Genomic DNA, 22,509 nt, shown 5'->3' with positions numbered 1-22,509 from the left:
AAGCTTATAGGGTGAGAAGTTAATGGAAAGAAATGTAAATTATGTAGCTATAGGGGTGATCTTTTGTGTGTTATGTATCTTGATGGTAGTGTTTGTCATCTGGATAGGGCGCATAGATATAGGAGATTCTGGTTACAAGAGCTATAAGGTTTATACAACTAGTGATGTAACTGGTATAGGTGTTAATACTCCTGTTAGATATAAAGGGATATCAGTAGGTAATATCACTAAGATGGCTTTTTCTGATAAAAAAGATGGTGTAGTTGAGATAAATGTAGACATAAACAAAGATATACCAGTGCATAAGGGCTCAGAGCTTATGATAGATTCTCAAGGACTAGCAGGGCTTAACTATTTAAATCTAGTCCAAAGCAAAAATAAAGAAATCATCACTAGCTCTAAAGATGCTACTTTAAGCCTTAGTAAAAACGCACTAGGCAAGCTGCTTGATAACGCTCAAGGTATATCAAAAGATATGCAAGATATAGTAACTAATGTTAAAACTCTAACATCTCCAAAATATACAGATGAGATAGTAGACACACTTGATTCTTTTAAAGACACAAAGCAAAAGCTTGATACACTCTTAACTAATACAAACAAGCTTGTAGTAAACCTAAACACTTCAGTTACAAGAGGAGACTTTAGATATAAAGATATAGTAGCTCCACTTGCTAATAGAATGCAAGATTCCATCTCTCAGATACAGTCTTTTTTCCAAAGGGCTAATGGCTTTTTAGATAGGGTAGAAAGAGACCCTTATGATACTTTGCTAGGGAAACGTGAGCTTGGTAAGTAAGATATTAAGAAAAATCATATTAAATGAGGTAGTAGCTTGAAACTAAAACATCTTTTATTATTACCAGTAGTGGCCTTTGGCTTGCAGGCTTGTGTGAATTTAAATCTAAAAACTACTCTTCCACCACAAACTTACTACAGTTTAGATAAAGAGATCATAACGCCAAGTTGTACTGGTGTGCTTGATAACATCAAGCTTGAAACTACAGTCTTAAGCCCTTATGATACAAAAGATTTACTAGTTGTAAATAGTGAAGGCGAAGTTACTAGTATAGATTCTATAAAGTGGGTTGACTTACCACAAAATATGGTTAGAAACTTAGTAGTAAAACTAGCTTTAAATAACTGCATACACGTAAGCACTCAAGCTTCTTACTCAGAAAAGCTTGATACTTTAAGGCTTTATGTTAATGACATGCATTTAGTTGTTGCTAACGCAGATGAGCTAAGCACTAATCCAAGTTTGGAAAAAGAGTATAGCTCTAGAATCTTTTTATCCTATGACTTACTTTCACCAAATGGTGTAAGACTTAAAAGTGGAGTAGTGCTAACTACAAGTAAAGATAAAAATCCAGTCTATGCCCTGCAGGATGCTATAAAAAGTGCTGCTTCAAAGGTGATAGGGCAGGTTAAGGCCTATAATGATGGCTTAAAAGAGATAAAAAATCCTAGTGATGATAACACTAAGCCTTCTCAAAGAAAAGGTGTCTAGATGAAAACACTAAGTTATATAAACACCTTTGGGCTTTGTGCAAGTGCCCTTATACTTATAGCTTGTAGTAAAGCTAAAGTTGGTAATGATGACTATGATAAATACTTTCAAAAATATACAAAGACTATCTCTATTACTGAGTGGGAGAGGATGCAAGTAACACCACTTAATAATAGTTATAAGATTCAGTTTAGTAATATTAATACTATTAAAACTCAAAACTGCACTCTTTATTCTCAGGGTATACTGCTAAATGAAAGCACAGCTAAAGGCTCTAGTGGCCTTCTTTTAAGACCTAATAAAGCCAAAGATATGACCATAGTTATCAAGCAGTTAAAAAAAGGTATAGATGTAAAGATATCTAACATGCCTAAGTTTATAGATATCTGTGGTGATATACATGCAAATGCTAGTGGAGTTTATGACTTAAGTGATTAGAGCTAGATTTAGAACTTTTATTAGATCTTTAAGTTTTACTTAAAGTAGGTGTGTAGTTAAGTAACGCTAGTTTTATGCTAGAAAATGTATTTTTAAAGGTTTGGTTAAAAATTTTTTACAGCGTTTATAAACGCTGCTTTTTGCTTAGTGATCAGAAGGGTTAGCAGGTGCTTGATGGGCACTAGAGGTGTTTTCAGACTTAGTGGTAAACTTTTTTTCTTTAAATGTAAAAAGTCTTATTATGTTTTTCCAGTGAGTATAAATAACTATAAGAGCAATTATCACTGCTGGGACGTGAGAGTGGATTTGTGCGTTTATATTTATAGCGTTAGGAAGGGGGATGATGTTAGGGATTATGAAGGTTAATATCACACCACAAAGCACTCCTAGTAGTGAAGAAAGAGAAGAGATCTTAAAGACCTTACCTACCACTCCCCATATGATAAGACCTATGATGCCTTCAATAGGTATAAGCAAGATAACACTACCTATGGCAGTTGATACTCCCTTACCTCCATTAAAACCTATCCAAGGACTATAGCAGTGGCCAATCACTGCTAGGATGGCTATAGCCCACTGTGTTTCATAACTTAAGCCCATTAACTTAGCTATTAAGACAACGATTAAGCCCTTTATAGCATCTAGTATTAAGGTGCCTAGTGACCAAAACTTAGCATGAGAAACGTTTGCTTCATTTAGCGTTCTATAAACGTTTGTTGCTCCTATGCTTTTACTGCCAGTTGTGAGGATGTTTTTTCCAGTTTTGATTTTTACTATCATCATGCCAAAGGGGATTCCACCCACTAAATAGGCTATTATGTAAAAAAGTATGTTTATATTACTTATGGTGTCTAATATGATTTGTGCTGTGTGCATTAGTGATAGGCCTTAAAACTTTGGTATTGGGAATTTTTAATTACTGATTGTACCCTTTACATGTTTACAAATTGCATAAACGAAAATGTTCATTTTATAAAAAAAGTGTGTGTTTTGTATGAAATTTATATTAGAATAATTGAAAAGTTTTGAGAAAAGGTAGTGAATGCAAGATCTGAAGAAAGATGAGCTAAGAGATTTAGTAAACAGCGAAGGGGAGGACAACTTTGCACTCATGTTTGAGCAAAGCGAGAAAAAAAATAACAGTGGTTCCATCAAAGATGGGGTCATTGTCGCTATAAACGATGAATATGCAATGGTTGATATAGGTAGTAAGTCAGAAGGTAAGCTGCCAGTAGACGAGATAAAAGATGAAAATGGCGAGCTTTTATTTAAAAAGGGCGATAGCATACAAGTTTATACTAACAATCGTGGTGTAGTTTCTTATAAAAAGATGTTAAAACATAAGATCACCCAAGATGAGATTAACAAGCTAAAAGAATCTGATAATTATAAAGATAAGATTATAGAAGCTACAGTTATAGGTAAAAACAAAGGTGGCTACATACTTGAAAAAGATGGTGTTGAGTACTTTATGCCAAAGTTTGCTTCAGCTTTAAAAGATGATGGAACCAAAAAAGATGCACATATAGGCAAGTCTTTTAAAGTTTGCATCATAGAGATTAGAGATGATTCTATAATAGTTTCAAGAAAGCGTTACTTTGAAGTTAGCAGTAAAAGACAACATGATGGCTCTATCTCTTTAGTGCAAAGTGGTGAGGCTTATGAAGGTGTAGTTAAAAACATCACTAACTTTGGTATGTTTGTAGATATAGATGGTATAGAAGGACTAGTGCACTATACTGAGATAAGCCATAAAGGCCCAGTTAATCCTTCTAAACTTTATAAAGAGGGTGATAAGATAAAAGTTAAGCCTATAAAGTATGATGAAGAGAAAAAGAGACTTTCGCTTTCTATAAAAGCGCTTTTTGAAGATCCATGGCAAGAGATACAAAATGAGATTAAAGTTGGCTATGTTATAAAAGTTGTAGTTAGTAACATAGAAACTTATGGTGCTTTTGTAGACTTAGGTAATGACTTAGAAGGTTTCTTACATATTTCTGAGATATCTTGGGATAAGAGTATAAAGTATCCAGGAGACTATCTAAAAGTTGGTGAAGAGATAGATGTAGAAGTTATAGAGATAGATTCTGCAAACAGAAGGTTAAGAGTTTCTCTTAAAAAGCAACAAGATAAGCCTTTTACTAAGTTTGTTGAAAATCACAAAGTTGGCGATATCATCAAAGGCAAGATTGCAACCTTTACTCCTTTTGGGATCTTTTTAAACCTAGGTGGTATAGATGGTCTTTTACATAATGAAGATGCATTTTGGGATAAAAGCAAGAAAGCTCAAGAGATATATAAGATAGGTGATGAACTAGAAGTTAAGCTTATAAAGATAGATAAGACTAACGAAAAAGTAAGCTTAAGTCTAAAAGCTCTTGATGAGTCTCCGGTTGAAAAGTTTAGCAAAAAGTATAACGTCGATGATCCTATAACAGGTACTGTTATAAATATACAAGATTTTGGTGTATTCATAAAGATTAAAGACGAAAATGTAGATGCTCTTATAAGAAATGATGATTTAGCACCTCTTAAAAAAGAAGAGATAAAAGTTGGTGATGAGATAACTGGTGTTTTAGCCCACGTTGACACAGAAGCTAATAGAATCAGAGTTTCAGTAAGACGCCTTCAAAAACAAAAAGAAAGACAAGAGTTAAGCGAGTACAGTTCAGGTAACGAGAGGATGAACTCACTAGGTGACTTGTTAAAAGGTAAACTACAGTAGTGATATGTATAAAATCGTTACAGGATTATTTGTAATCATCATTTTTCTAGGAGGGTATACTTTATACCTCTTCTATGAAAAGTTAAACCCAACTACTACAGCCACACATTCTACTTTGGCCTTGCAAGGTAAGCAAGAAGCTAGTGTAGAAGTACAAGAGAGTAGTAATGAACCAAAGTTAGATGTAGGTGATGCCCATGGGTGGTTAGCTAGATCTGACTTATCAACTTCTAATTTTCAATTTCCAATTAATGTAATCAATATAAACATAAGTGTTAAAAAACCAGATGAGATGCAAGTTGACCCAACTAAGATCTTGATAGAAAATTTAGATGAGTATAAATTTTTCTATTTAAATGAGATTTTAAGACTTAAGCACATAAAGTTTTCCTATTATAAGAGTGGCGATAAGCTTGCCTTGTTGGTATCTATACCAAATGCGGCTTTAAGAGAAAGCATGCTAAAAGATTTTCGCTATTACAACATTAAATATCAAATTAATCAAAAGCTATAAGCTATAAAGTAAAGGATAGTCAATGCAAGAGTACCACATCATAGTCTGTGATCACATACATCAAAAAGGTATAGATTTATTAAAGTCTCAGCCAGATATTAAAGTAAGTTATCTAGCAGATATGCCTAAAGATGAGCTTTTAAAGCACATAGGTGATGCAAACTGCGTTATCACTAGAAGCTCTACTAATGTAGATTCTAAGTTTATAGATGCTGCTAAAAATACTAAGCTTAAAGCTATAGTAAGGGCAGGTGTTGGAGTAGATAACGTAGATATAGATGAGTGCTCAAACTATGGAATCGTAGTTATGAATGTTCCTACAGCTAACACTATAGCTGCAGTAGAGCTAACCTTAACTCATATGCTTTGTGCAGTTAGACGACTTCCTAGTGCAAACCACCAGTTAAAGCATGATCGTATATGGAAGCGCGAAGATTGGTATGGTATAGAGCTAAAAGATAAAAAACTCGGAATCATAGGCTTTGGTAACATAGGCTCAAGGGTTGGTAAGAGGGCTAAGGCTTTTGAGATGGATGTGCTTGCTTATGACCCTTACATTAAAGCTAGTAAAGCATTAGATATGGGTGTAGAGTACACTCAAAACTTTGAAGATATATTAAAGTGTGACATCATAACCATACACACTCCTAAAAATGCCCAAACTAAAAATATGATATCAAGTGAAGAGATAGCTAAGATGAAAGATGGTGTCATACTTATAAACTGCGCACGTGGCGGGCTTTATAATGAAGATGCACTTTATGAAGGCTTAAAGTCAGGCAAGATAGCCTTTGCAGGCATAGATGTTTTTGATAAGGAGCCAGCAACTAGTAATAAGCTGTTAGACCTTCCTAACGTCTATGTAACTCCCCACATCGGAGCTAATACTTTAGAATCTCAAGAAAAGATAGCTCTAGAAGCAGCAAGCGCGGCTATGAGTGCAGTAAGAGGTGCGGGCTATCCAAATGCGCTAAATCTCCCTACACTAGCAGAAGATGTTCCAGTGTTTATAAAAGCCTATCTTGAGTTAGCACAAAAGTTAGGATTCTTCGCAGCACAAGTAGTTGAAGGTGCACTTAGCTCTATAAACTTAGAAGTAAGTGGAGCTGACTTAGAGCCTTATGTTGAAAACTTACTACTTTTTGCAACAGTTGGCACTTTAAAACCTAGTCTTTCAGAAAAAGTAAGCCATATGAATGCCCTCTTTGTAGCAAAAAGTAGGAGTATAAATGTAGCTTCAACTTATAAGCAAAGCGCAGATCAGTTTAAAAACAAGCTAGTCTTAACACTTAATACTCAAAAAGAAAGCATAAGTGTAAGTGGCACAGTTTATGAAGACAACATAGTAAGATTTAGCAATGTTAATGGCTTTGGCATGGACTTAGAGCCTAATGGCAACATCATACTCTTTAGAAACACTGACGTTCCAGGCGTTATAGGAAGTGTAGGTAACACTATAGCTAAGCACAAAGTTAACATAGCTGACTTTAGATTAGGAAGAAGTATGGAATCTAGTAAGCCTACTTCAGAAGCCCTAGCTTTAATCTTAGTTGATAACGCAGTCAGCAAAGAGCTTTTAAATGAGCTTTCTAATATACCAGAGTGTATAAGCGTTAGATACGCTTGTATGTAGTTAAAAAGCTAGCGCACTTTTAAAGTCTACAAAAGTAGTCTTTAGGGTGTGCTAATAGCTTTTTAGTTGCGTGGGTAAAAAGAATATGTTTAGAGATATATATGAGTACTTTTTGCTTTAAAAAGTAACGCAACACACAAAATCACATACGTGTGAAGGGAAGTAAAATTGCCATTAAAAACACGCATAAAGCAGAAGCTGTTATGAATCTAATTAGAAATATAAGAAGTAGAAATTTCCACTAGGAGAATCTACTAAAAGATAAATGCTAATAATACACCGCGTTTAAGTGCATATATAATGCTTTAAGCAAAGGTATTCTTTAAATCATCATTTTTCATAGGCAGTTCCAATTTTTTACACTATTGACTAAATTTTTAATTCCAACATTTTCTTTTTTCTTACTGTTTATTCTTTGTGTTTTTTAATAAAAAAAGGGTTTAACCCCTCCTCACTCCCGCAAAACCTACGAAAAAAGTGTTTTTTCGGCAAATAAGGGGAGGGTCTCGCTTATTCCGTTTCTAGCAAAACGAAGTTTCCTCGAAAAAAACGGCGTAAGCACTACTGCTTACTTGCTTCCGCTTTTTTGCACTACGAAACAAAGCGAGCTAACGGGCACATTTTAATGGAATAGTTACATATATATAATTTTTTATTTTTACAGAAGCTAATGCTTTCATGGCAATCTTTGCCTTTTGTTTTTGCATTAGTAAAAACAAGCGTGCGGGGGACTAGGGGGCAATATTTATAAAATAAAAACTAGGGGGATAATAGAACCGCCTAGTTCAAGATAGGGCCGCTTGATCCCTCTTGTCAAAGGACAAAGATTATATAAAAGTAGATTCTGCAATAAAAAAACTTAAGTGCTATGCACAAGATTGCTACAGAGCACTTTACACATTCTTTTCAATGACAGATTGTAAAGATTATAAAAAAAAAGTAATACTGCCTATATAAAATGATAGTTTTTGGAGTTATGTCAGAAAAGTTAGAGCTATTTTAAAATGATATCTTGAAACTATTTGGAGTTAAAAGTGATCTATTTCTAGGTGGGTGACTAGAACGCCCCTAGAACGTGTAGATAAGTTGTGCTTTGTTTTAATATTTTTGTAAATAGTATGTGTTTAAACTGTCTTATTTAGCACTTTTAGTCTTATGCTTCATCCTTTCTTCTAGTATAAGTGGGATGATAGCTATGAGATTGTTTATATAGCACAGACTGTCTTTTTCTTTTATGCCTGTATCTAAGTTGATGCAATCTTTATAAACCTTTACTTCTCCATATTTTTTATTATTAAATACTTTTAGCAATATAGGGTAGGTTAAGATTCCATCTCTTACTACGTACATAAAGTAGGGAAAGATTCTAAATATATGAGACATCCCCCAGTGCATAAAATAGAGATTATTTATAGTGAAGGTTTCTATACTTAAAGCCTTTTTATCTCTTAGGTAGGTTGTAAACCAGTCTAGATTAAAGTGGTCATCATAAAGCTTGTACTTATTTCTCCATGCTATGCTTTTGTTTTCATATACAAGTTTTAAAAACTTATCATACTTACGCACATAAGTTACCCCATAAGACCAGTGCTTGCCTTTTAGGTTAGTTCTATGCATATCTAGTGAAAACAAACTTATATCATGCTTGTTAGCATAGTCTGCAACCTTCTTTAAAGACTTAGCCACTACTAAAGGCAACTCCATAAAAGATGTATCATCAGCATCTATATTCCAGAATCTTTTTATACCATGCTTTTTAGCATGTAAAAAAGTTGTCAGATGTCCATAAGTAGCTCCTATCCATCTAGATGTCGCTACATTCTCGATAATATATTTTGGTATAGACTTATCACTAGTTATAAACTTTATATTGCCATCATAAAACACTACTTTTCTTAAGATATCAAGCTCTACTCTAGGCTTATCACAGACTATATAGTAGTCACCTTTATATTTATTAACTATATTTATCCAGTGACCTAGGCAGTAAAAAGCATGGCCTTTTACATCATTATGAAATTTTAGATAAAACACTACTTTATCTTTATCATGCTTTTTTCTAAAAGGAAAAGACCTTATCACATCGCCATTATCATATCTTTCATACTGTACAAGTGGGATAGTTTTAAACCTAACTTGAAAGGCGTGACACCTTGCTATATTTATACGGGCTTTTTTAAAAACTCTTAAGGCTAAGCCTAAATAAACTAGCACCCAAAATATACCCTTTATAGCTTTTTTCATTTACTCTCCTTGGCGGCGTGTAGTATTTCTTCTATGATCTCTAGTTCAGATTCTGTATAAGGAGGGTGTTTAGCTATACCTATGTCAGTAGGTAAGGCCATGTAGTTGCCAAAGTTTACGCTTAGATACTTATCTATATCATTTGGCACAAGATAAGTAAAACCTTCAAAGTTTAAAGTTTGGAGGGGGAAGATGGTGTGTTTGGTGAAAATTCTAGTAGCTTCATTGACTGGATTTTCTATACCATAAATTATCGCACTGCCGTCTTTTAAAGTTAGAGATGAACTATACTTATCGCCATACTTTTTAAAAGTCTCATTAATAACTTTTAAATCTTTTTCATCCTTACACTCACAAAAGTTATAGTGTAGTTTTAGTCCTCTTAAACTAGCCCTAAGTGCTTCTTTATCTTGTTTGTAGCCTTCATAAAAGCTAGCTAAGTTAGAACAGTTACAAAAGTCATAGGGGAAGATATCTATAAAAAGGTGGATGTCATCTCTTTTAAAGCAAAACTTTGCCACTCTGCATTGTATGCTTTCTCCTCCTATGTGCAACCATTCAGTTAGTTTAAAGTGAGGGTGGTTAAGTAAGGCTTTTTGTAGTTTTAAAAACTCACTTCGCATCATACCTACATCTATATCATCATCCCAAGGTATAAAGCCCTTATGTCTATAAGCCCCAAGCAAGGTGCCATAATCTAGCCAGTATATGATGTCATTATCCATGCATACTTCGTGAAACTCACTTAGCAAAGCACTTAGTCCAAGCTGAACCTTGCGTAAGTTGCCAGTTGCAGGCCTTATATCTCTTATATCAAAAAAGGCACTAAAAGTTGCAGCTAGTTTGATGTCTAAGTCTTTTTTTAAGCGTTCAAGTGGAGTTACTTTGTAGAATCTTTTTCTAAACCTTAACCTTGCGTTGATGCTAGGTATAAATAGTTTTGAAAAAACTTTTAATAAAAAATTATATAGTTCATACATCGCCATCCTCCTTTAGTTTTTCTAGTATGTCTTTTAAAAGGTGTATGTAGTCTTTTTCATAAAAGTACTCATTAAAAATAGTGGTTTGATTGATATGATTAAGACTATAGGCGTCTTTAAACCACTCATAAAAGTTTTTAAAAAACTTATAGTGTGGATAGCTTTTTTGGTTATAGATGATAAAAAATAAGACTTTATTAAAAGCTAGACTTTGTAAGCAATCAACCAGCCCACATCTAATAGCTATAACTGCCTTGCAGGTTAAGCCTAGCTCATAAGTATCTTTATAGTTTAAAAAGATCTTTGTAGTGCTAGCATCAAGTAAGGAGTCATAAAGTTTGCTTTTTGTGTTTATAAATACATGAAAACCTAGTGCTTTAAGACCTTCTAATAAGACACTACAAAAAGCTAGGCTTAAGTCTCCATTAAACTGACTTTGGGGGATAAGTAAGATAGCCTTAGTTTTTATATCTTTTTTACTTGATAGGCTAGGAGTTAGTTTAAATGCATAGTTAAATCTAATATCAAAACTACTTTTACCTAAAAACTTAGCTAAAGAATCTGAAAAAGGAGGATAGTTTCTATCTTTGATCTCTACTTTTTCATTAATCATCCAGCCTTTTTCATGATCCAAGCTAGCCTTACTTTTTAGCGTGTTAGAACTTTTGCACCACAAAGCAAGGGAGGGGTAAAACTCTTTTACTACTAAAAAGTTAGATTCTATCCATGCTTCTTCAAAGTCAAGCATCTCTAAAACTTGCTTTAAGTAGGCAAACTTACTTAAGATAAGTACATCTTTATACTTAGCAAAGTTTTGTTTTATAGTTACTGCTAGGTAGTAAAAATCCCCACTATGAAAGCAGATGTAGATAAACTCTTTATTTTTTGCTTGTTTTGATAGCAAGGAAGTTAAATCTATTTGCTTACTAGCTATCTTTACACCTAGCAGATAGGATGTATGGATATAAGGTTTAAGACGCTTTTTATAGATAAGTAGATTTAAAACATAAAGTGAAGTAGATGAGAGTAGTCTTTCTTTCCTAACTAATGTTTTGCCAAAAAGCTTGATGCTTGTAGTAGTTTTAGTACTTACTTTTTTTAAGACTGCCATTGTAGTTTTTCTTTTTTGTGACTTGCTATGTAGACTATTAGCTCTATTAATTTGTTTTCTACGACTTCTTCCATATCAAACTCATAAAGTAGGGTTTGGTTTATGTTTGGAAGGACTCTAAGACTAAAGCCAGCCAAGATCTTTTTAGAATCTAGTATCCCAAAAGGTGGTTTGTGTTTAAAGCGAGTGTAGAGGGCAAAAAGTGGCACGTTTGCTTGAAGCAAGTTTTCTACTAGACCACTTCTTAAAGAAACTACTCCTAAACTAAGCTTAGCTAGCATAAAGACTTCATCAAAGCCTAGTTTGCAGTGTTTATAGTTTACTCCTTTAAAGTGCGTGCTTTTTTCTACAGCATTTACAAAGATATCTATGCCTGCAGCCTGCAAGCTTTTTATAAGCTTTTTCCAGAATCTTTTTTTATAAGGTTTACAAGAGATAGCCTCTGGGGCAAGGATGATAAAGTTTTTTAGATTTAACTTAGTTTTTTTGATCTTAGCTAGCATGCTAGATTCTATGTTTTGTGGTGGAAGAAAGCCTTGAAATACCAAGTCTTTTTTATCTATGTCTAGCTCTTTTAGCATAAGCTTAAAGTAGTGGGTTTTAAAAGTAGAACTAAAGGCTATATTATCTTCAACCTTTAAGAAATACACACTAGTGAAGATGGTAAAAAATGCTTGTTTGTTTATATACTTTAGCGTTTCATAAAAAAGCTTTATGTTTTTTGCTAGTAGACGGGGGACTTGAGGGAAGATAGATTCCATGATGTCTAGGTGGTAGTCTTTGGTTGCTATAAAAAGTAAGTCTTTATAGCCATCTAGGTTATAACGCTTTAAAAGAGGCTTTAAGACATAGGTTAAAAAGAGGTTTATCTCCCCACTATTAGAGTTAAAGATAAAAATGGCCTTATAGTTTTTTATATCTAAACTAGCATTTTTTATAAGCCTGGCATATTCTTCAAGCATGCTCTTTTTATAGTCTTCACCTAAGGCTAAGGTTTTAACTAGTTTAGCTCCCCTATAGTCTTTTATGTAGTTTTTGCTTATCACACGCCTAAAGATAGATATACCAAAAATCTTAAAAGTTTTTATCAAAGCGTCATCTTCTCCTATATCTATGTGCCAGTTAAGTATAAAGTTATGGCAAAGCGGTTTTATATAGTCTTTATTTTGAAGCATAAAGCTTTTTAGTTTTTGTTTTAAACTCATATTTATTTACACTTTATGCTTGAAACTTTAAGCAGTCATAGATATGCACAACACCTATAGGCTTTTTATCTTCTAGTATAAAAGCACTGCTTATGTGTTTGGTCTCCATAAGTTCTAGCGCCTTAGCAACTAGAGTATCTTTATCTAGAGTTATGGGGTCTTTAGTCATAAGCTCTGTTATATCTTTATCTACACTATCTCTATTTAGTATCCTTCGCAAGTCTCCATCAGTTAAGATTCCAACTAAGCAACCTTTAGTATCTATAAATCCTACACAACCAAGACGCTTTAGTGTCATCTCTAAAAGGGCGTCTTTAAAAATAGCACTTTGTGGAAGCAAGGGTAAGGAATCTTTTGTGTGCATGATGGAAGAGACTTTTAAAAATGCAAAGCCTAGCTTGCCTCCAGGATGTCTTTTGTTAAACTCAAAACTATCAATTCTCTTTCTTTCCATAAGTCTTACAGTTAGTATATCCCCTAAGACTAAAGCAGCAGTGGTTGAAGAAGTAGGCGCTAGGTTTAAAGGGCAGGCTTCTTTACTACTAGGTAGACTTAAGACTACATCAGCTGCTTTTCCTAGTGAACTATCTTTGTTTTTGGTGATAGCTATTAAGTGGTGTTTAAAGGTTTTAGCATACTCTAGTATGTCTATTAACTCTTGAGATTCCCCGCTATTAGACATAGCCACTATGATGTCTTCATCTTTTAGCATGCCAAGATCACCATGGCTTGCCTCACTTGGGTGTATGAAAAAAGAGGGCGTTCCAGTTGATGCAAGGGAAGAGACTATCTTTTTAGCTATGATCCCAGACTTTCCTATACCAGTAAAAACTACCCTACCTTTAGTGTTTTCTAGTAGATCTAAGGCCTTAGTTAAAGGTGAGGTGAGATCTTTAGTGCTAGCTTGTAAACTTTCTTTTAGTAGCTTTAAGCCTTCTATCTCTAGGTCTATAGTTTTTAGAGCTGAGTTTAGATCAAGGTTAGAATCTGTATTAGATTCTAAGTCATCTATCTTTATATCTAGTCCCTTATCTCTAATCACATTAATCGCATAAGCACACTTTAAACCACTAGGCTTAGCGTCATTAACTAAGATTCTTTCTCCAAGGGGCATAGAGTGAAGTAAGTAGTCATACCTTATATCACTAACTTTTAAAAACTCTTTTAAGTCTTGTGCGTACCTTTCTTCTCTAGCTGTTAAAAGAACTATCTTATCACTAGGGCTAAGCTTAGAAAAAAACTCTTTTACACCAGGTAGTAAACTATCCCCTTCTTTAGTCTTATAGCCATTATGTTTAAGTAAGGTTCCATCTATATCTAGTATCCAAGTTTTAGGTAAAGAAGAAAGAGTTAAGTAGGTAGTAGATTTTAAGTTTTTAGATTCTATATTACTAGCTTTTAAGTCCTTCATAGAAACTCTCCTGCTTGCAAGACGCCATTATAAAAAGCACCACAGATACTGTCATAGTCCTCCCAAGCATAAGTAGTTAAAGAAAGCCAGATGATGGAATGGAGGGTTTTAATCTTTTGCTTATTTACATGAGGGATACTATCAAAGAAAAACTCTTCCATATCCTCCCAGTTATTAGGTTTGATGTTTAGTTCTATATCACTTTGCTTTATATCAAGGGTGAACTTTTTAAGATTAAACTGATCATAGTTACCTTTTAAAGAGTAGTAAAGCTTAGCCCAGTCATAGTCTACATCTCCATAAAGTAGAGTTTCCCCAAAGTAGCCTCTTGGGTCTAATAGAGTAACTTGCATATTAAAAGTATCAAACATCATATTTGAAAAAGTGCAGTCTCCATGGATTAGCCTAAACTCCATAGGACTCATAGAATCTAATAGCTTTTCTAACTTATCTTTATCATAAAAGATATTTTTGTAATATCTATGATTAATCCTTATAAACTCTTTACTTGCAAAAGGCACTAAGTCTTTTATAGTCTCTAGTCTTTCAAAAGTCTTAGTTATATAGTTAGTCTTAACATCTTCTAAGCTAACTTTTATAGGTGGTACTAGGTTATGTAGGCAATCTAGGGCTTTTATAATCTTAGTTAGAATCTCTTTTTTTTGAGTTTTAGTTAAACAGTCATACTCATAGATATTTTGCCCTTGTATTAATCTCATCTCTAAAGGCTCATACTTATAAATCTCTGGTATATATTCAAAGCTATGTTTTTTAACAAATTTATACCAAGCTACTTCATTTTTAGCTATCTTTTTGCCTTGATCATTTATGCCTTCTTTTATAACTAGGTTTCCTTTAAACTTTAAGGAATTAAATGGCCTCCATCTTCTACTAGCTTGTTTGTTGTTATCCATATAAGATATCATGGTTCCTATCTCTTTAGCGCCATTAAGTGGCAACTCTTTAAACTTTATGTTAGTAGTACTAAGGTAGGGCACTAGTGCTCCACTTTCTGGTATATCTTTTAGTAAGCTTTTAGAAGTAAATATAAAAAGACCAGCCACACCATGTTCACTACTTGCTTTTTTTATAAACTTAGAATCTTCAAAAGACCATCTACACTCAAAGTCTTTAGCTATACCTATAAAGTTATTTTTAGTAGAAGGAAGTTTAAAGCTAGTAGGAAGTATTAAATCACACCAGATGATGCTTACTTGTTCATCTTCTTCAAAGTGTGTAAGGGCATCTTTTATGCCACTAGCTGTGCCTTTTTCACTAGCTTTTATAATCTTATGTTTATAGTCTTTTGCAAAAACGCTTAAATATCTTTCTAAAACATCTATCTTGTAGTCAGCTATTATTAAAAATAAAGCATCAGGGAACTTTTTAAATGTATAAAAGATAAGAGGAAGATTATCAATAGGAACTAAGCACTTAGGTTTGTTTCTAGTAAGACCTTCTAGTCTTGTGCCTTTACCACCAGCTTGGATGATTATTTTTTGCATTTTTTCCCTTTTTTAGTGGACTTTAAAAAGTCTTTGGTGGTAGTTGAAGAGACTTCAGGAGTTCTTTTGATGTAGATAACTTTGCAGATATTTTTTAAAGCATCAAATTCTCCTTCCCAGTCATCACCCATTACAAAAATATCTGCCTTGTAAGTTTTGATATCGTTTTGTTTTTGCCTCCAGCTTTTTTCTGGGACCACTAAATCTACATATCTACAACCTTCTAAGATCATCTTTCTTTGCTCAAAGGTATAAAATGATTCTTTGTGCTTTACTTTATTAAACTCATCAGTTGAAAGCGCAACTATTAAGTAGTCACCCAATGCTCTTGCCCTTTTTAGTAACCGTATATGTCCATAGTGAAGGACATCAAAGGTTCCATAGGTGATAACCCTTACAAATTTCATTTCTTCTCCAAAATAGCAAATATTGACCACCACACAATGAGCATTATGTGGTATTTTTTGTGTAAAAACATAGCTTTTTAGGATAGATAAATGTTACTTATATACAAGTTTTATGTATAAAATGTTAAGATTGCTTCGATAATGCCTGTTATTATTAAAATATATGCTAAAAAAGTAAAAAAATACGATCACAAAATGCATCTGTGCTATAATTTTTCTTAGCTAAAAGTGTCAACAATACTACACAATGCTCATTATGTTGTATTGTTGTGTTTCATTTAGAAATTTATGCTTAATCTTTCAGCCTTTTTAGATTCCATTTATCTTAAAGCACAAAGTTTTTATAACTTTTATCTATCTCTTCTTGTTCTATGCCTATGTATCTAAGAGTGGTTTTTGTTGAAGAGTGATTAAAGATCTTTTGTAAAAGAGCTATATCTTTAAACTGCTTATAGTGGTGATAACCAAAGGTTTTTCTTAAAGAGTGAGTCCCTACTTTATACCTTAAGCCTATACTTTGACAGACTGCATTAAGTATCTTATAAGCTTGGAATCTATCAAGCCTGTGATTAAACCTAGTTTTAAAAAGAGGCTCATCATCACTCTTATCTTCTACATAAGGCTCTATAAGATCTTTAAGCTTTTTGTTTAGTGGGAAGCTTTTAAGTTTTTTGGTCTTTTTTTCTACTATGTGGATGTGGGTTTGGTTGCGTACATCTTTTATGTTTAGATTTAAGATGTCTGAGATTCTAAGACCGCTATTTATCCCTAGCTCAAACATCAGCAAGTCTCGCTTACTCCTTCTTGCAAGCCTTACTTCTATCCTTTGTAAATCAAGCTTATTTTTTATAGGCTCTACTATATTCATGTTTTTCTCCTTAAAATGTACTCTTGCAATGAGGCTGTTTTAAGGAAGTTTTATGTAGTAAGTTTAAGACAAAAAAGCAAAATATGAATTCTAAAAAGTCTTTGCATACTTTAGTTTTTGCACTCTAGTTTTATAAGAACTTACAGGGTATAAAAATGGCTTTATATTTTTAGCTAGTAGGTAAATTTCTTATTTTTACAGTTTAAAGTGTTGTAAACACACACTTATAAAGATTCTATCTGTATAACTTAACAAAAGCTTGACAAAATCTAACAAAATAATGAGAATGTGTAACAAGCTTTAAGTACAAGGAGTAGCTATGAAGAAAAAAACAAAAGGGATACATGAGGCTTATGCTAAAGATCCTATAAAAGCAGACTTAGATATTTTTGGAAGAGAGGTTGACCCCCTTACAAGGAGAGGTTTTTTAAAGAAGAGTTCACTTATAGCTATGGCCTCTGTGGTTGGAGCAAGCATACCTTTTGCAGATAAGATGCCAGGAGGTCTAATGCCAGCCCTTTTGGCAAATGAGCTGCATCCTTTTAGCGTTAAGGGTAAAGATGGCTTAGTTTATCTAAACGATAAGCCTATTAATGCAGAGACCTTGCCACAGTTTTTAGATGATCCTTTTACTAAGCCAGAGCACTTTTTTATACGTAATAATGGCATCCCACCAGCGATGAAAGATATAGACTTAAGCAAGTGGGAGCTTCGCATAGAAGGAGAGTCTTGTGAAAGACCAACAACTTTTAAGCTAGATGAGCTTAAAAAGAGATTTAAACACTACACTTACGCCCTAACTCTTGAGTGTGGGGGGAATAATCGCTTTGATGTAGTCCCAGCAACTAGAGGAAACCAGTGGCATGTAGGAGCGGTAGGCTGTGGTAGATGGACAGGTGTTCGTTTAAAAGATGTTTTAGAATCTTGCGGGATTAAAAAAGATGCTGTTTATATAGGCTACTATGGGGCCGATACTAGCCTTTCAGGAAATGGCGAAGTGCCTATCTCTCGTGGCGTTCCTATGCACAAAGCCTTAGAAGATGAAACTTTGATAGCTTGGCAGTATGAAGGGCAAGATATACCTTATATGAATGGCTATCCTTTAAGACTTGCAATAGGCGGGTGGCCGGCTTCTGTAGCGGGTAAATGGCTAGTTAGAGTTGTTGTAAGAAATAAAGTCCATGATGGACCAAAAATGGGGGGAGGATCTTACCGCATACCATGCACACCTGTTGCCCCAGGTGAAAAAGTAGATCCTAACGATATGTGTATCTTAGAATCTATGGCTGTTAAGTCACTTATAACCTTCCCACTTTCTGGCGTGCATGCTCCTCTAGATAAGGCACTAGCCCTAAGGGGTAAGGCGTGGGCAGGTGATCTAAGCGTGTCTCAAATGCATGTTTCAATTGACTATGGTGCTACTTGGCATAAAGCAAAGCTTAAAAAACCTATCAACCATCTAGCATGGCAAGAGTGGGAAGCAAGTGTGAAGTTCCCAACAAAAGGCTACTATGAAGTATGGGCAAGGGCTACTGATAGCAAGGGCAAATCTCAACCTATGGTTTTAGGAGCATGGAATCCAGGCGGATATAATAATAACTCTTGCCACCGCATAGCAGTTAGAGTTGTTTAGGAGGGAGGGATTATGAAATGGATAAAACCCTTACTTCTTATAGTGGCTTGCTCTTCTTTTTTACTAGCACAAAAGATAGACCCTGAGACTGGATTAAAGGTCGATAAGGGACTTACGGAAGTTAAGCAAAACTGCACAGTTTGTCACTCCGCTGCTTTTATCATAGAGGGTAAAGGTACTAGACAAGAGTGGAAAGAAACTATAGTTTGGATGCAAAAAACACAGGGCCTTTGGGATCTTGACCCCAAAACAGAAGACTTGATACTAACTTACTTAGCTAAAAACTATCCGCAAGTTGCAACCTCTTTAAGACGCCCACTTTTAGAGCATAGTAAACTTCCTAAGTAGTTGTTTAAAGCCTTAAATCTTTATGGGATGTAAGCCTTAAGTAAGGTTTATGTCCTATTTGATAGGTTGTATCTAGGTTTAAGCTTAAAGCCTTCACAAAAACGTTTTATTAAGTATTCTCTAGAGAGCTCACACTTCTACACTCCACTTATTAGCCCCATAAATTCCTAGTATCACTACAGTTTCTTTATCTACATTGTAAGGGATAACGTAACCTTTATGGATTAGCTCTCGTATATTGTTATCATAACTGGCTATGCGTCCTATGTAGGGAGCTGTGGTTAGTGTTTTAATCTTAGTTTTTATCTCTAAATTTAGATTCTTAGAATTTTGCGGGCTATAGCCATAAATATATATTAAGATAGTCTCTAATTCCTTATTAAATCTTTGATGAAATATTACTCTCACCATCTAGCCTTTCAAACATTTTTTCTATACCATCAAAGACTTCTTCTAGTGTATAAGTTTCAAGTTTGCCTTCTTTATAAGCCTTAAGATCTTCACTTAAGGCTGTGTAATAGCTTTCTTTTGTGGGATATCTTTTTAAAAAATCTTCTTTATAGTCTTTATAAGCTTGCGAATTTTCTAATTCTAATCTTTCTTTAGCTGTCATTTTAGGCTCCTTGTAGGCTTGATATTAAATTATAACTAATTGAGAATGTGCATTAGCATGAAGGGCTTCTAACTCTTTATTACTAGTAAGGAGAACATTTCTAAAAGATTTTATCTAGGCTTAAGCTTAAAACCTTCACAAAAACGTTTTATTAGATAATCTCTAGGAGAGCTCACACTTCTACACTCCACTTATTAGCCCCATAGATGCCTAGTATCACTACAGTTTCTTTTTCTACACTATAAGGAATCATATAGCCTTTATGGATTAGCTCTCGTATATTGTTATCATAACTGGCTATGCGTCCTATGTAGGGAGCTGTAGCTAGTTTTTTAGTTTTTGTGTCTATTTCTTCGATGATATTTTTTGCATTTTGTGGGCTAGAAAGATAGATGTATCTATAAAGCTCTTTTAACTCTTTTTTATACTGTCTTGTGTGCCTTATTTTCACACTCTTCCTCCACTTCTTTCATTATCTCTTCTGCTAAACCTTCTATAGGAAAAGTTTCAAGCCTGCCTTCTTTATAAGCCTTAAGATCTTCACTTAAGGCTGTGTAATAGCTTTCTTTTGTGGGATATCTTTTTAAAAAATCTTCTTTATAGTCTTTATAAGCTTGCGAATTTTCTAATTCTAATCTTTCTTTAGCTGTCATTTTAGGCTCCTTGTAGGCTTGATATTAAATTATAACTAATTGAGAATGTGCATTAGCATGAAGGACTTCTAATTCCTTATCCTTAAATAAGGTAAGTGTTTACTGCTTCAGCCTTTGTCTCATGCTCTTTAGGGTCTTTAAGCTCTTTTGTGAAGTTATCTATAACATATACTAGTTTAGATGTTGCAACCTTTAAACCTTTAAAAGACTTTAAGGCAAACACTGCAGTTTATGTTTTAGTAAAAGTAAAAAGTCATAGTTATTTAGAACTAAAAGAAAAAGAGAGAAACTACACTAAGACGTTGAAAATCAATTAATTTTTTGCTAGACTAGATATGTAAAAGATTAAAGGAGTAAGCTTAATGATAATACTAACATTTATTATAGGCGTTTTTATGATTACTGGTGTCTTTAAGCTACTTGCTTTCTTTGTAAACGGTGGTGGTGAGAAAATAGCTAATGGTTATAATTCCTTTGAAAAAAGCTTAGATGACTACGCTAAAAAACAAAAACTAAAAAGAAAAATGCCTATAGATAAAAACGCTCCTTTACAATGGAAAGACTTTAATGATGTTGGCACAAGGACAGGAAGGCTGGCACTTAGGTCAGCGCAATGCATTTGTCTATTTATTATAAGTATTCCCCTTATTGTGTACATACTTGGAAAAGTTTTTTCTTAAATTTTATTAATCACTATAAGTAGCTACAGCTCTTACTACTTCTTTAGGATTAGCTCCTGTAACTATAGTTATAGTATTAGCATTAGTAACACTAGAGTTAGTAGAAGTAGTTGTAGCAGGTTTACTGATTGCTAAGTTTTGTAGTTCAGCTGCTTTTGGCGGGGCCTTAGTTTTACTTAGCTCTACTGTAGTACTAAGTCCTAGTTTATCTCCTATACTAGCTATATATGAAGCAGGAAGCATCTTTAATAGGGTAAATCTTAAAGGATGTAAGGCGCTAGTTAAAACAAAACTTCCTAATCTTGCTGCTAGTGCTTTTATCTTAAGTAATGCAAATGCCCCACCTAGAGCTATAAGTCCATATCTTACAAAACTAGAACTTTCAAGCAATGCACCAAAACCACTAACCATGCTAGCTATTAGCTTAGATACACCACTTATTATAGGTAGTAAGGTAGAGCCTAGTGTATTACCTACTCTTGCAAAGGCATTGCGCATTAATTGTAATGAGTTAGCAGTAGTAGCACTAACTGCTTCAAATTCTTTTTGCATAGAGCCTGTGTAGTTACCTTCATTAGCTAAGTCATTTACTATCTTACTAGGGTTTCTACATTAGAAGTAATAAGAGCAATTTTTGGAGCTGCAGGTAGAGTGGCTTTATGGTTTTTTCTCTTGAAGAGAAAAAGCAAGAAAAAAAGAGATGATATGAAAATAGTTAAGAGTGACTAAGTATGATTTTTAAGATTAGATTAAGTTTAGAGGGGATTTTATAGTGGCGGACAAGGAGGGATTCGAACCCTCGGTAATCTTGCGACTACGCATCCTTAGCAGGGATGTGGTTTAAGCCAACTCACCCACCTGTCCATTTAGAAAAAAGATTAAAAATATATCAGATAAACTTTTAAAATAACCTTAATTGAGCGACTGCTATAATGTTGGGGCAAAGATAGTCTGCCTAAGGAGAGAAGATATGGAAAAGCTTTCCATCATAGATAGAAATGAGCTAATAGAAAGCACAAAACTAGAAAGCGAGCAAGAAAGTACACTTCGTCCTAGTCTATGGGATGACTTCATAGGTCAAGAGCAGATTAAAAAAAATCTTCAGATATCAATTAGTGCTGCTAAAAAAAGACATCAAAAAGGACAAAAAGAAGGAAGTAAAAAAACTGAGTGCTTAGATCACATCCTTTTTTTTGGTCCTCCAGGTCTTGGTAAAACTACTCTTAGCTATATAGTGGCTAATGAGATGAATGCAAACATAAAAGTAAGTGCTGCCCCTATGATAGAAAAGTCAGGGGATTTGGCTGCTATCATGACTAACTTGCAAGAAGGCGATATACTTTTTATAGATGAGATTCACCGCTTAAGCCCGGCTATAGAAGAGATACTTTATCCAGCTATGGAAGATTATAGATTAGATATCATCATAGGTAGTGGGCCAGCAGCCCAAACTATAAAGATAGATCTAGCCCCCTTTACTTTAATAGGAGCTACTACAAGGGCTGGTATGCTTTCTAACCCGCTTAGAGATAGATTTGGTATGAATTTTAGGATGCAGTTTTATAACCAAGATGAACTAAGCCTTATCATCCAAAAAGCAAGCCTTAAGCTTAATAAAAATATAGATTCTAAAGCAGCTAGTGAGATAGCAAAAAGATCTCGTGGAACTCCTAGGATTGCCTTAAGGCTACTTAGGCGTATAAGAGACTATGCTGATGTTGCAGAAAAAGATCACATAGACTATGAGCTTTCTCGCCATGCCTTAGATGAGCTAGGGGTTAATGAGCTAGGGTTTGATGAGTTAGATTTAAAATATCTAACACTTTTGGCTAATGCGCAAAATAGACCTATAGGCCTAAGTGCTATTGCTGCTTTTATGAGTGAAGATGAAGGAACTATAGAAGATGTTATAGAGCCTTATTTGCTAGCTAATGGCTTTTTAGAAAGAACTGCAAAAGGACGTATAGCTACTTTTAAAACTTATGAAGTTTGTAAGATTCCAAGTCTTAATAATAGGCTGCTTTAAACTTT

24 protein-coding genes and 1 tRNA gene are annotated in these 22,509 nt (G+C 34.2%); 10 read left to right on the top strand and 15 right to left on the bottom strand.

The features are described 5' to 3' along the window. Positions 1–22 precede the first annotated feature (22 nt). From BKH43_RS02555 to BKH43_RS02545, 3 genes are read left to right on the top strand one after another with little or no spacing between them, the layout of a single operon-like run. Complete coding sequence (locus BKH43_RS02555) at positions 23–799, top strand: MlaD family protein (RefSeq protein WP_095228229.1); 777 nt, start codon at positions 23–25, stop codon at positions 797–799. A gap of 36 nt (positions 800–835) precedes the next feature. Beyond that, complete coding sequence (locus BKH43_RS02550) at positions 836–1,510, top strand: hypothetical protein (RefSeq protein WP_095228227.1); 675 nt, start codon at positions 836–838, stop codon at positions 1,508–1,510. Next, positions 1,511–1,948 (top strand): hypothetical protein, encoded by a 438-nt coding sequence (locus BKH43_RS02545; protein WP_095228225.1) that lies wholly within the window; start codon positions 1,511–1,513, stop codon positions 1,946–1,948. It begins immediately after the preceding gene. Between the two features lie 144 nt (positions 1,949–2,092). On the opposite strand, the gene plsY is transcribed toward BKH43_RS02545, so the two are convergent. Beyond that, positions 2,093–2,824 (bottom strand): glycerol-3-phosphate 1-O-acyltransferase PlsY, encoded by a 732-nt coding sequence (gene plsY, locus BKH43_RS02540; RefSeq protein ID WP_095228223.1) that lies wholly within the window; start codon positions 2,822–2,824, stop codon positions 2,093–2,095. A 166-nt stretch (positions 2,825–2,990) separates the two neighbouring features. On the opposite strand from plsY, the gene BKH43_RS02535 reads away from it, so the two are divergent. Genes BKH43_RS02535 through serA form a run of 3 tightly spaced genes read left to right on the top strand, consistent with a single transcriptional unit; the run spans position 2,991 to position 6,820 of the window. Then, positions 2,991–4,673, top strand: a complete 1,683-nt coding sequence (locus BKH43_RS02535; RefSeq protein WP_095228221.1) for a 30S ribosomal protein S1 — start codon at positions 2,991–2,993, stop codon at positions 4,671–4,673. Positions 4,674–4,677: 4 nt separating this feature from the next. Further along, positions 4,678–5,187, top strand: a complete 510-nt coding sequence (locus BKH43_RS02530; protein WP_095228219.1) for a hypothetical protein — start codon at positions 4,678–4,680, stop codon at positions 5,185–5,187. 22 nt (positions 5,188–5,209) lie between these two features. Further along, on the top strand, positions 5,210–6,820 hold the full coding sequence (gene serA / locus BKH43_RS02525) for a phosphoglycerate dehydrogenase (protein ID WP_095228217.1): 1,611 nt from the start codon (positions 5,210–5,212) through the stop codon (positions 6,818–6,820). A gap of 1,134 nt (positions 6,821–7,954) precedes the next feature. Here the strand turns inward: serA and BKH43_RS02520 are convergent. The 8 genes from BKH43_RS02520 to BKH43_RS02485 form a co-directional block, all read right to left on the bottom strand. After that, positions 7,955–9,064, bottom strand: a complete 1,110-nt coding sequence (locus BKH43_RS02520; protein ID WP_095228215.1) for a hypothetical protein — start codon at positions 9,062–9,064, stop codon at positions 7,955–7,957. Further along, a complete protein-coding gene (locus BKH43_RS02515; RefSeq protein ID WP_172402297.1) occupies positions 9,061–10,044 on the bottom strand; it encodes a LicD family protein in 984 nt (327 codons plus the stop codon). Before BKH43_RS02515 ends, BKH43_RS02520 begins: the two co-directional genes overlap by 4 nt. Further along, positions 10,037–11,155, bottom strand: coding sequence for a hypothetical protein (locus BKH43_RS02510; protein ID WP_095228211.1), 1,119 nt, complete (start codon positions 11,153–11,155; stop codon positions 10,037–10,039). The genes BKH43_RS02515 and BKH43_RS02510 overlap by 8 nt, the downstream gene beginning before the upstream one ends. After that, on the bottom strand, positions 11,143–12,360 hold the full coding sequence (locus tag BKH43_RS02505) for a hypothetical protein (protein ID WP_095228209.1): 1,218 nt from the start codon (positions 12,358–12,360) through the stop codon (positions 11,143–11,145). The genes BKH43_RS02510 and BKH43_RS02505 overlap by 13 nt, the downstream gene beginning before the upstream one ends. A gap of 13 nt (positions 12,361–12,373) precedes the next feature. Then, positions 12,374–13,771: a KpsF/GutQ family sugar-phosphate isomerase gene (locus BKH43_RS02500; RefSeq protein WP_095228207.1), complete on the bottom strand. Its 1,398-nt coding sequence runs from the start codon at positions 13,769–13,771 to the stop codon at positions 12,374–12,376. Continuing rightward, positions 13,768–15,276 carry a sugar phosphate nucleotidyltransferase gene (locus tag BKH43_RS02495; RefSeq protein ID WP_095228205.1) on the bottom strand — a complete coding sequence of 503 codons (1,509 nt, stop codon included), beginning with the start codon at positions 15,274–15,276 and terminating at the stop codon, positions 13,768–13,770. The genes BKH43_RS02500 and BKH43_RS02495 overlap by 4 nt, the downstream gene beginning before the upstream one ends. After that, positions 15,264–15,683 carry a glycerol-3-phosphate cytidylyltransferase gene (tagD, locus tag BKH43_RS02490; RefSeq protein ID WP_095228203.1) on the bottom strand — a complete coding sequence of 140 codons (420 nt, stop codon included), beginning with the start codon at positions 15,681–15,683 and terminating at the stop codon, positions 15,264–15,266. Before tagD ends, BKH43_RS02495 begins: the two co-directional genes overlap by 13 nt. Positions 15,684–16,008: 325 nt before the next feature. Next, positions 16,009–16,551: a site-specific integrase gene (locus BKH43_RS02485; protein WP_095228201.1), complete on the bottom strand. Its 543-nt coding sequence runs from the start codon at positions 16,549–16,551 to the stop codon at positions 16,009–16,011. 319 nt (positions 16,552–16,870) lie between these two features. Here BKH43_RS02485 and BKH43_RS02480 point away from each other — a divergent pair, with 319 nt between their 5' ends. Together BKH43_RS02480 and BKH43_RS02475 are read left to right on the top strand one after the other, a co-directional pair. Further along, entirely contained in the window at positions 16,871–18,184 is a 1,314-nt protein-coding gene (locus BKH43_RS02480; protein ID WP_095228199.1) for a sulfite oxidase, read from the top strand. A 12-nt stretch (positions 18,185–18,196) separates the two neighbouring features. Next, positions 18,197–18,532 (top strand): hypothetical protein, encoded by a 336-nt coding sequence (locus tag BKH43_RS02475; RefSeq protein ID WP_095228197.1) that lies wholly within the window; start codon positions 18,197–18,199, stop codon positions 18,530–18,532. 129 nt (positions 18,533–18,661) lie between these two features. Here the strand turns inward: BKH43_RS02475 and BKH43_RS02470 are convergent, their stop codons facing one another. The 4 genes from BKH43_RS02470 to BKH43_RS02455 all read right to left on the bottom strand — a co-directional run bounded on the left by BKH43_RS02470 (position 18,662) and on the right by BKH43_RS02455 (position 19,798). Next, a complete protein-coding gene (locus BKH43_RS02470; RefSeq protein ID WP_172402296.1) occupies positions 18,662–18,940 on the bottom strand; it encodes a type II toxin-antitoxin system RelE/ParE family toxin in 279 nt (92 codons plus the stop codon). Next, the gene (locus BKH43_RS02465; protein WP_095228192.1) at positions 18,912–19,145 is read right to left on the bottom strand and encodes a hypothetical protein; all 234 of its coding nucleotides are present in this window, start codon (positions 19,143–19,145) and stop codon (positions 18,912–18,914) included. Before BKH43_RS02465 ends, BKH43_RS02470 begins: the two co-directional genes overlap by 29 nt. Positions 19,146–19,317: 172 nt before the next feature. Then, entirely contained in the window at positions 19,318–19,596 is a 279-nt protein-coding gene (locus tag BKH43_RS02460) for a type II toxin-antitoxin system RelE/ParE family toxin (RefSeq protein WP_095228190.1), read from the bottom strand. Then, complete coding sequence (locus BKH43_RS02455) at positions 19,568–19,798, bottom strand: hypothetical protein (protein WP_095228188.1); 231 nt, start codon at positions 19,796–19,798, stop codon at positions 19,568–19,570. The genes BKH43_RS02460 and BKH43_RS02455 overlap by 29 nt, the downstream gene beginning before the upstream one ends. A gap of 362 nt (positions 19,799–20,160) precedes the next feature. Between BKH43_RS02455 and BKH43_RS02445 the strand changes: the two genes are divergently transcribed. Then, on the top strand, positions 20,161–20,478 hold the full coding sequence (locus tag BKH43_RS02445) for a hypothetical protein (protein WP_095228184.1): 318 nt from the start codon (positions 20,161–20,163) through the stop codon (positions 20,476–20,478). A gap of 6 nt (positions 20,479–20,484) precedes the next feature. Here the strand turns inward: BKH43_RS02445 and BKH43_RS02440 are convergent, their stop codons facing one another. Together BKH43_RS02440 and BKH43_RS02435 are read right to left on the bottom strand one after the other, a co-directional pair. Further along, on the bottom strand, positions 20,485–21,072 hold the full coding sequence (locus BKH43_RS02440; protein WP_275542196.1) for a phage tail tape measure protein: 588 nt from the start codon (positions 21,070–21,072) through the stop codon (positions 20,485–20,487). Positions 21,073–21,251: 179 nt separating this feature from the next. Next, a tRNA-Ser gene (locus BKH43_RS02435) sits at positions 21,252–21,342 on the bottom strand. A gap of 106 nt (positions 21,343–21,448) precedes the next feature. Here BKH43_RS02435 and ruvB point away from each other — a divergent pair. After that, positions 21,449–22,504 carry a Holliday junction branch migration DNA helicase RuvB gene (gene ruvB / locus BKH43_RS02430; protein ID WP_095228180.1) on the top strand — a complete coding sequence of 352 codons (1,056 nt, stop codon included), beginning with the start codon at positions 21,449–21,451 and terminating at the stop codon, positions 22,502–22,504. Positions 22,505–22,509 lie beyond the last annotated feature (5 nt).

The sequence above is a fragment of the Helicobacter sp. 13S00401-1 genome, assembly GCF_002272925.1.
GTDB lineage: Bacteria > Campylobacterota > Campylobacteria > Campylobacterales > Helicobacteraceae > Helicobacter_I.
This window is presented reverse-complemented; position numbering and strand designations above follow the sequence as displayed.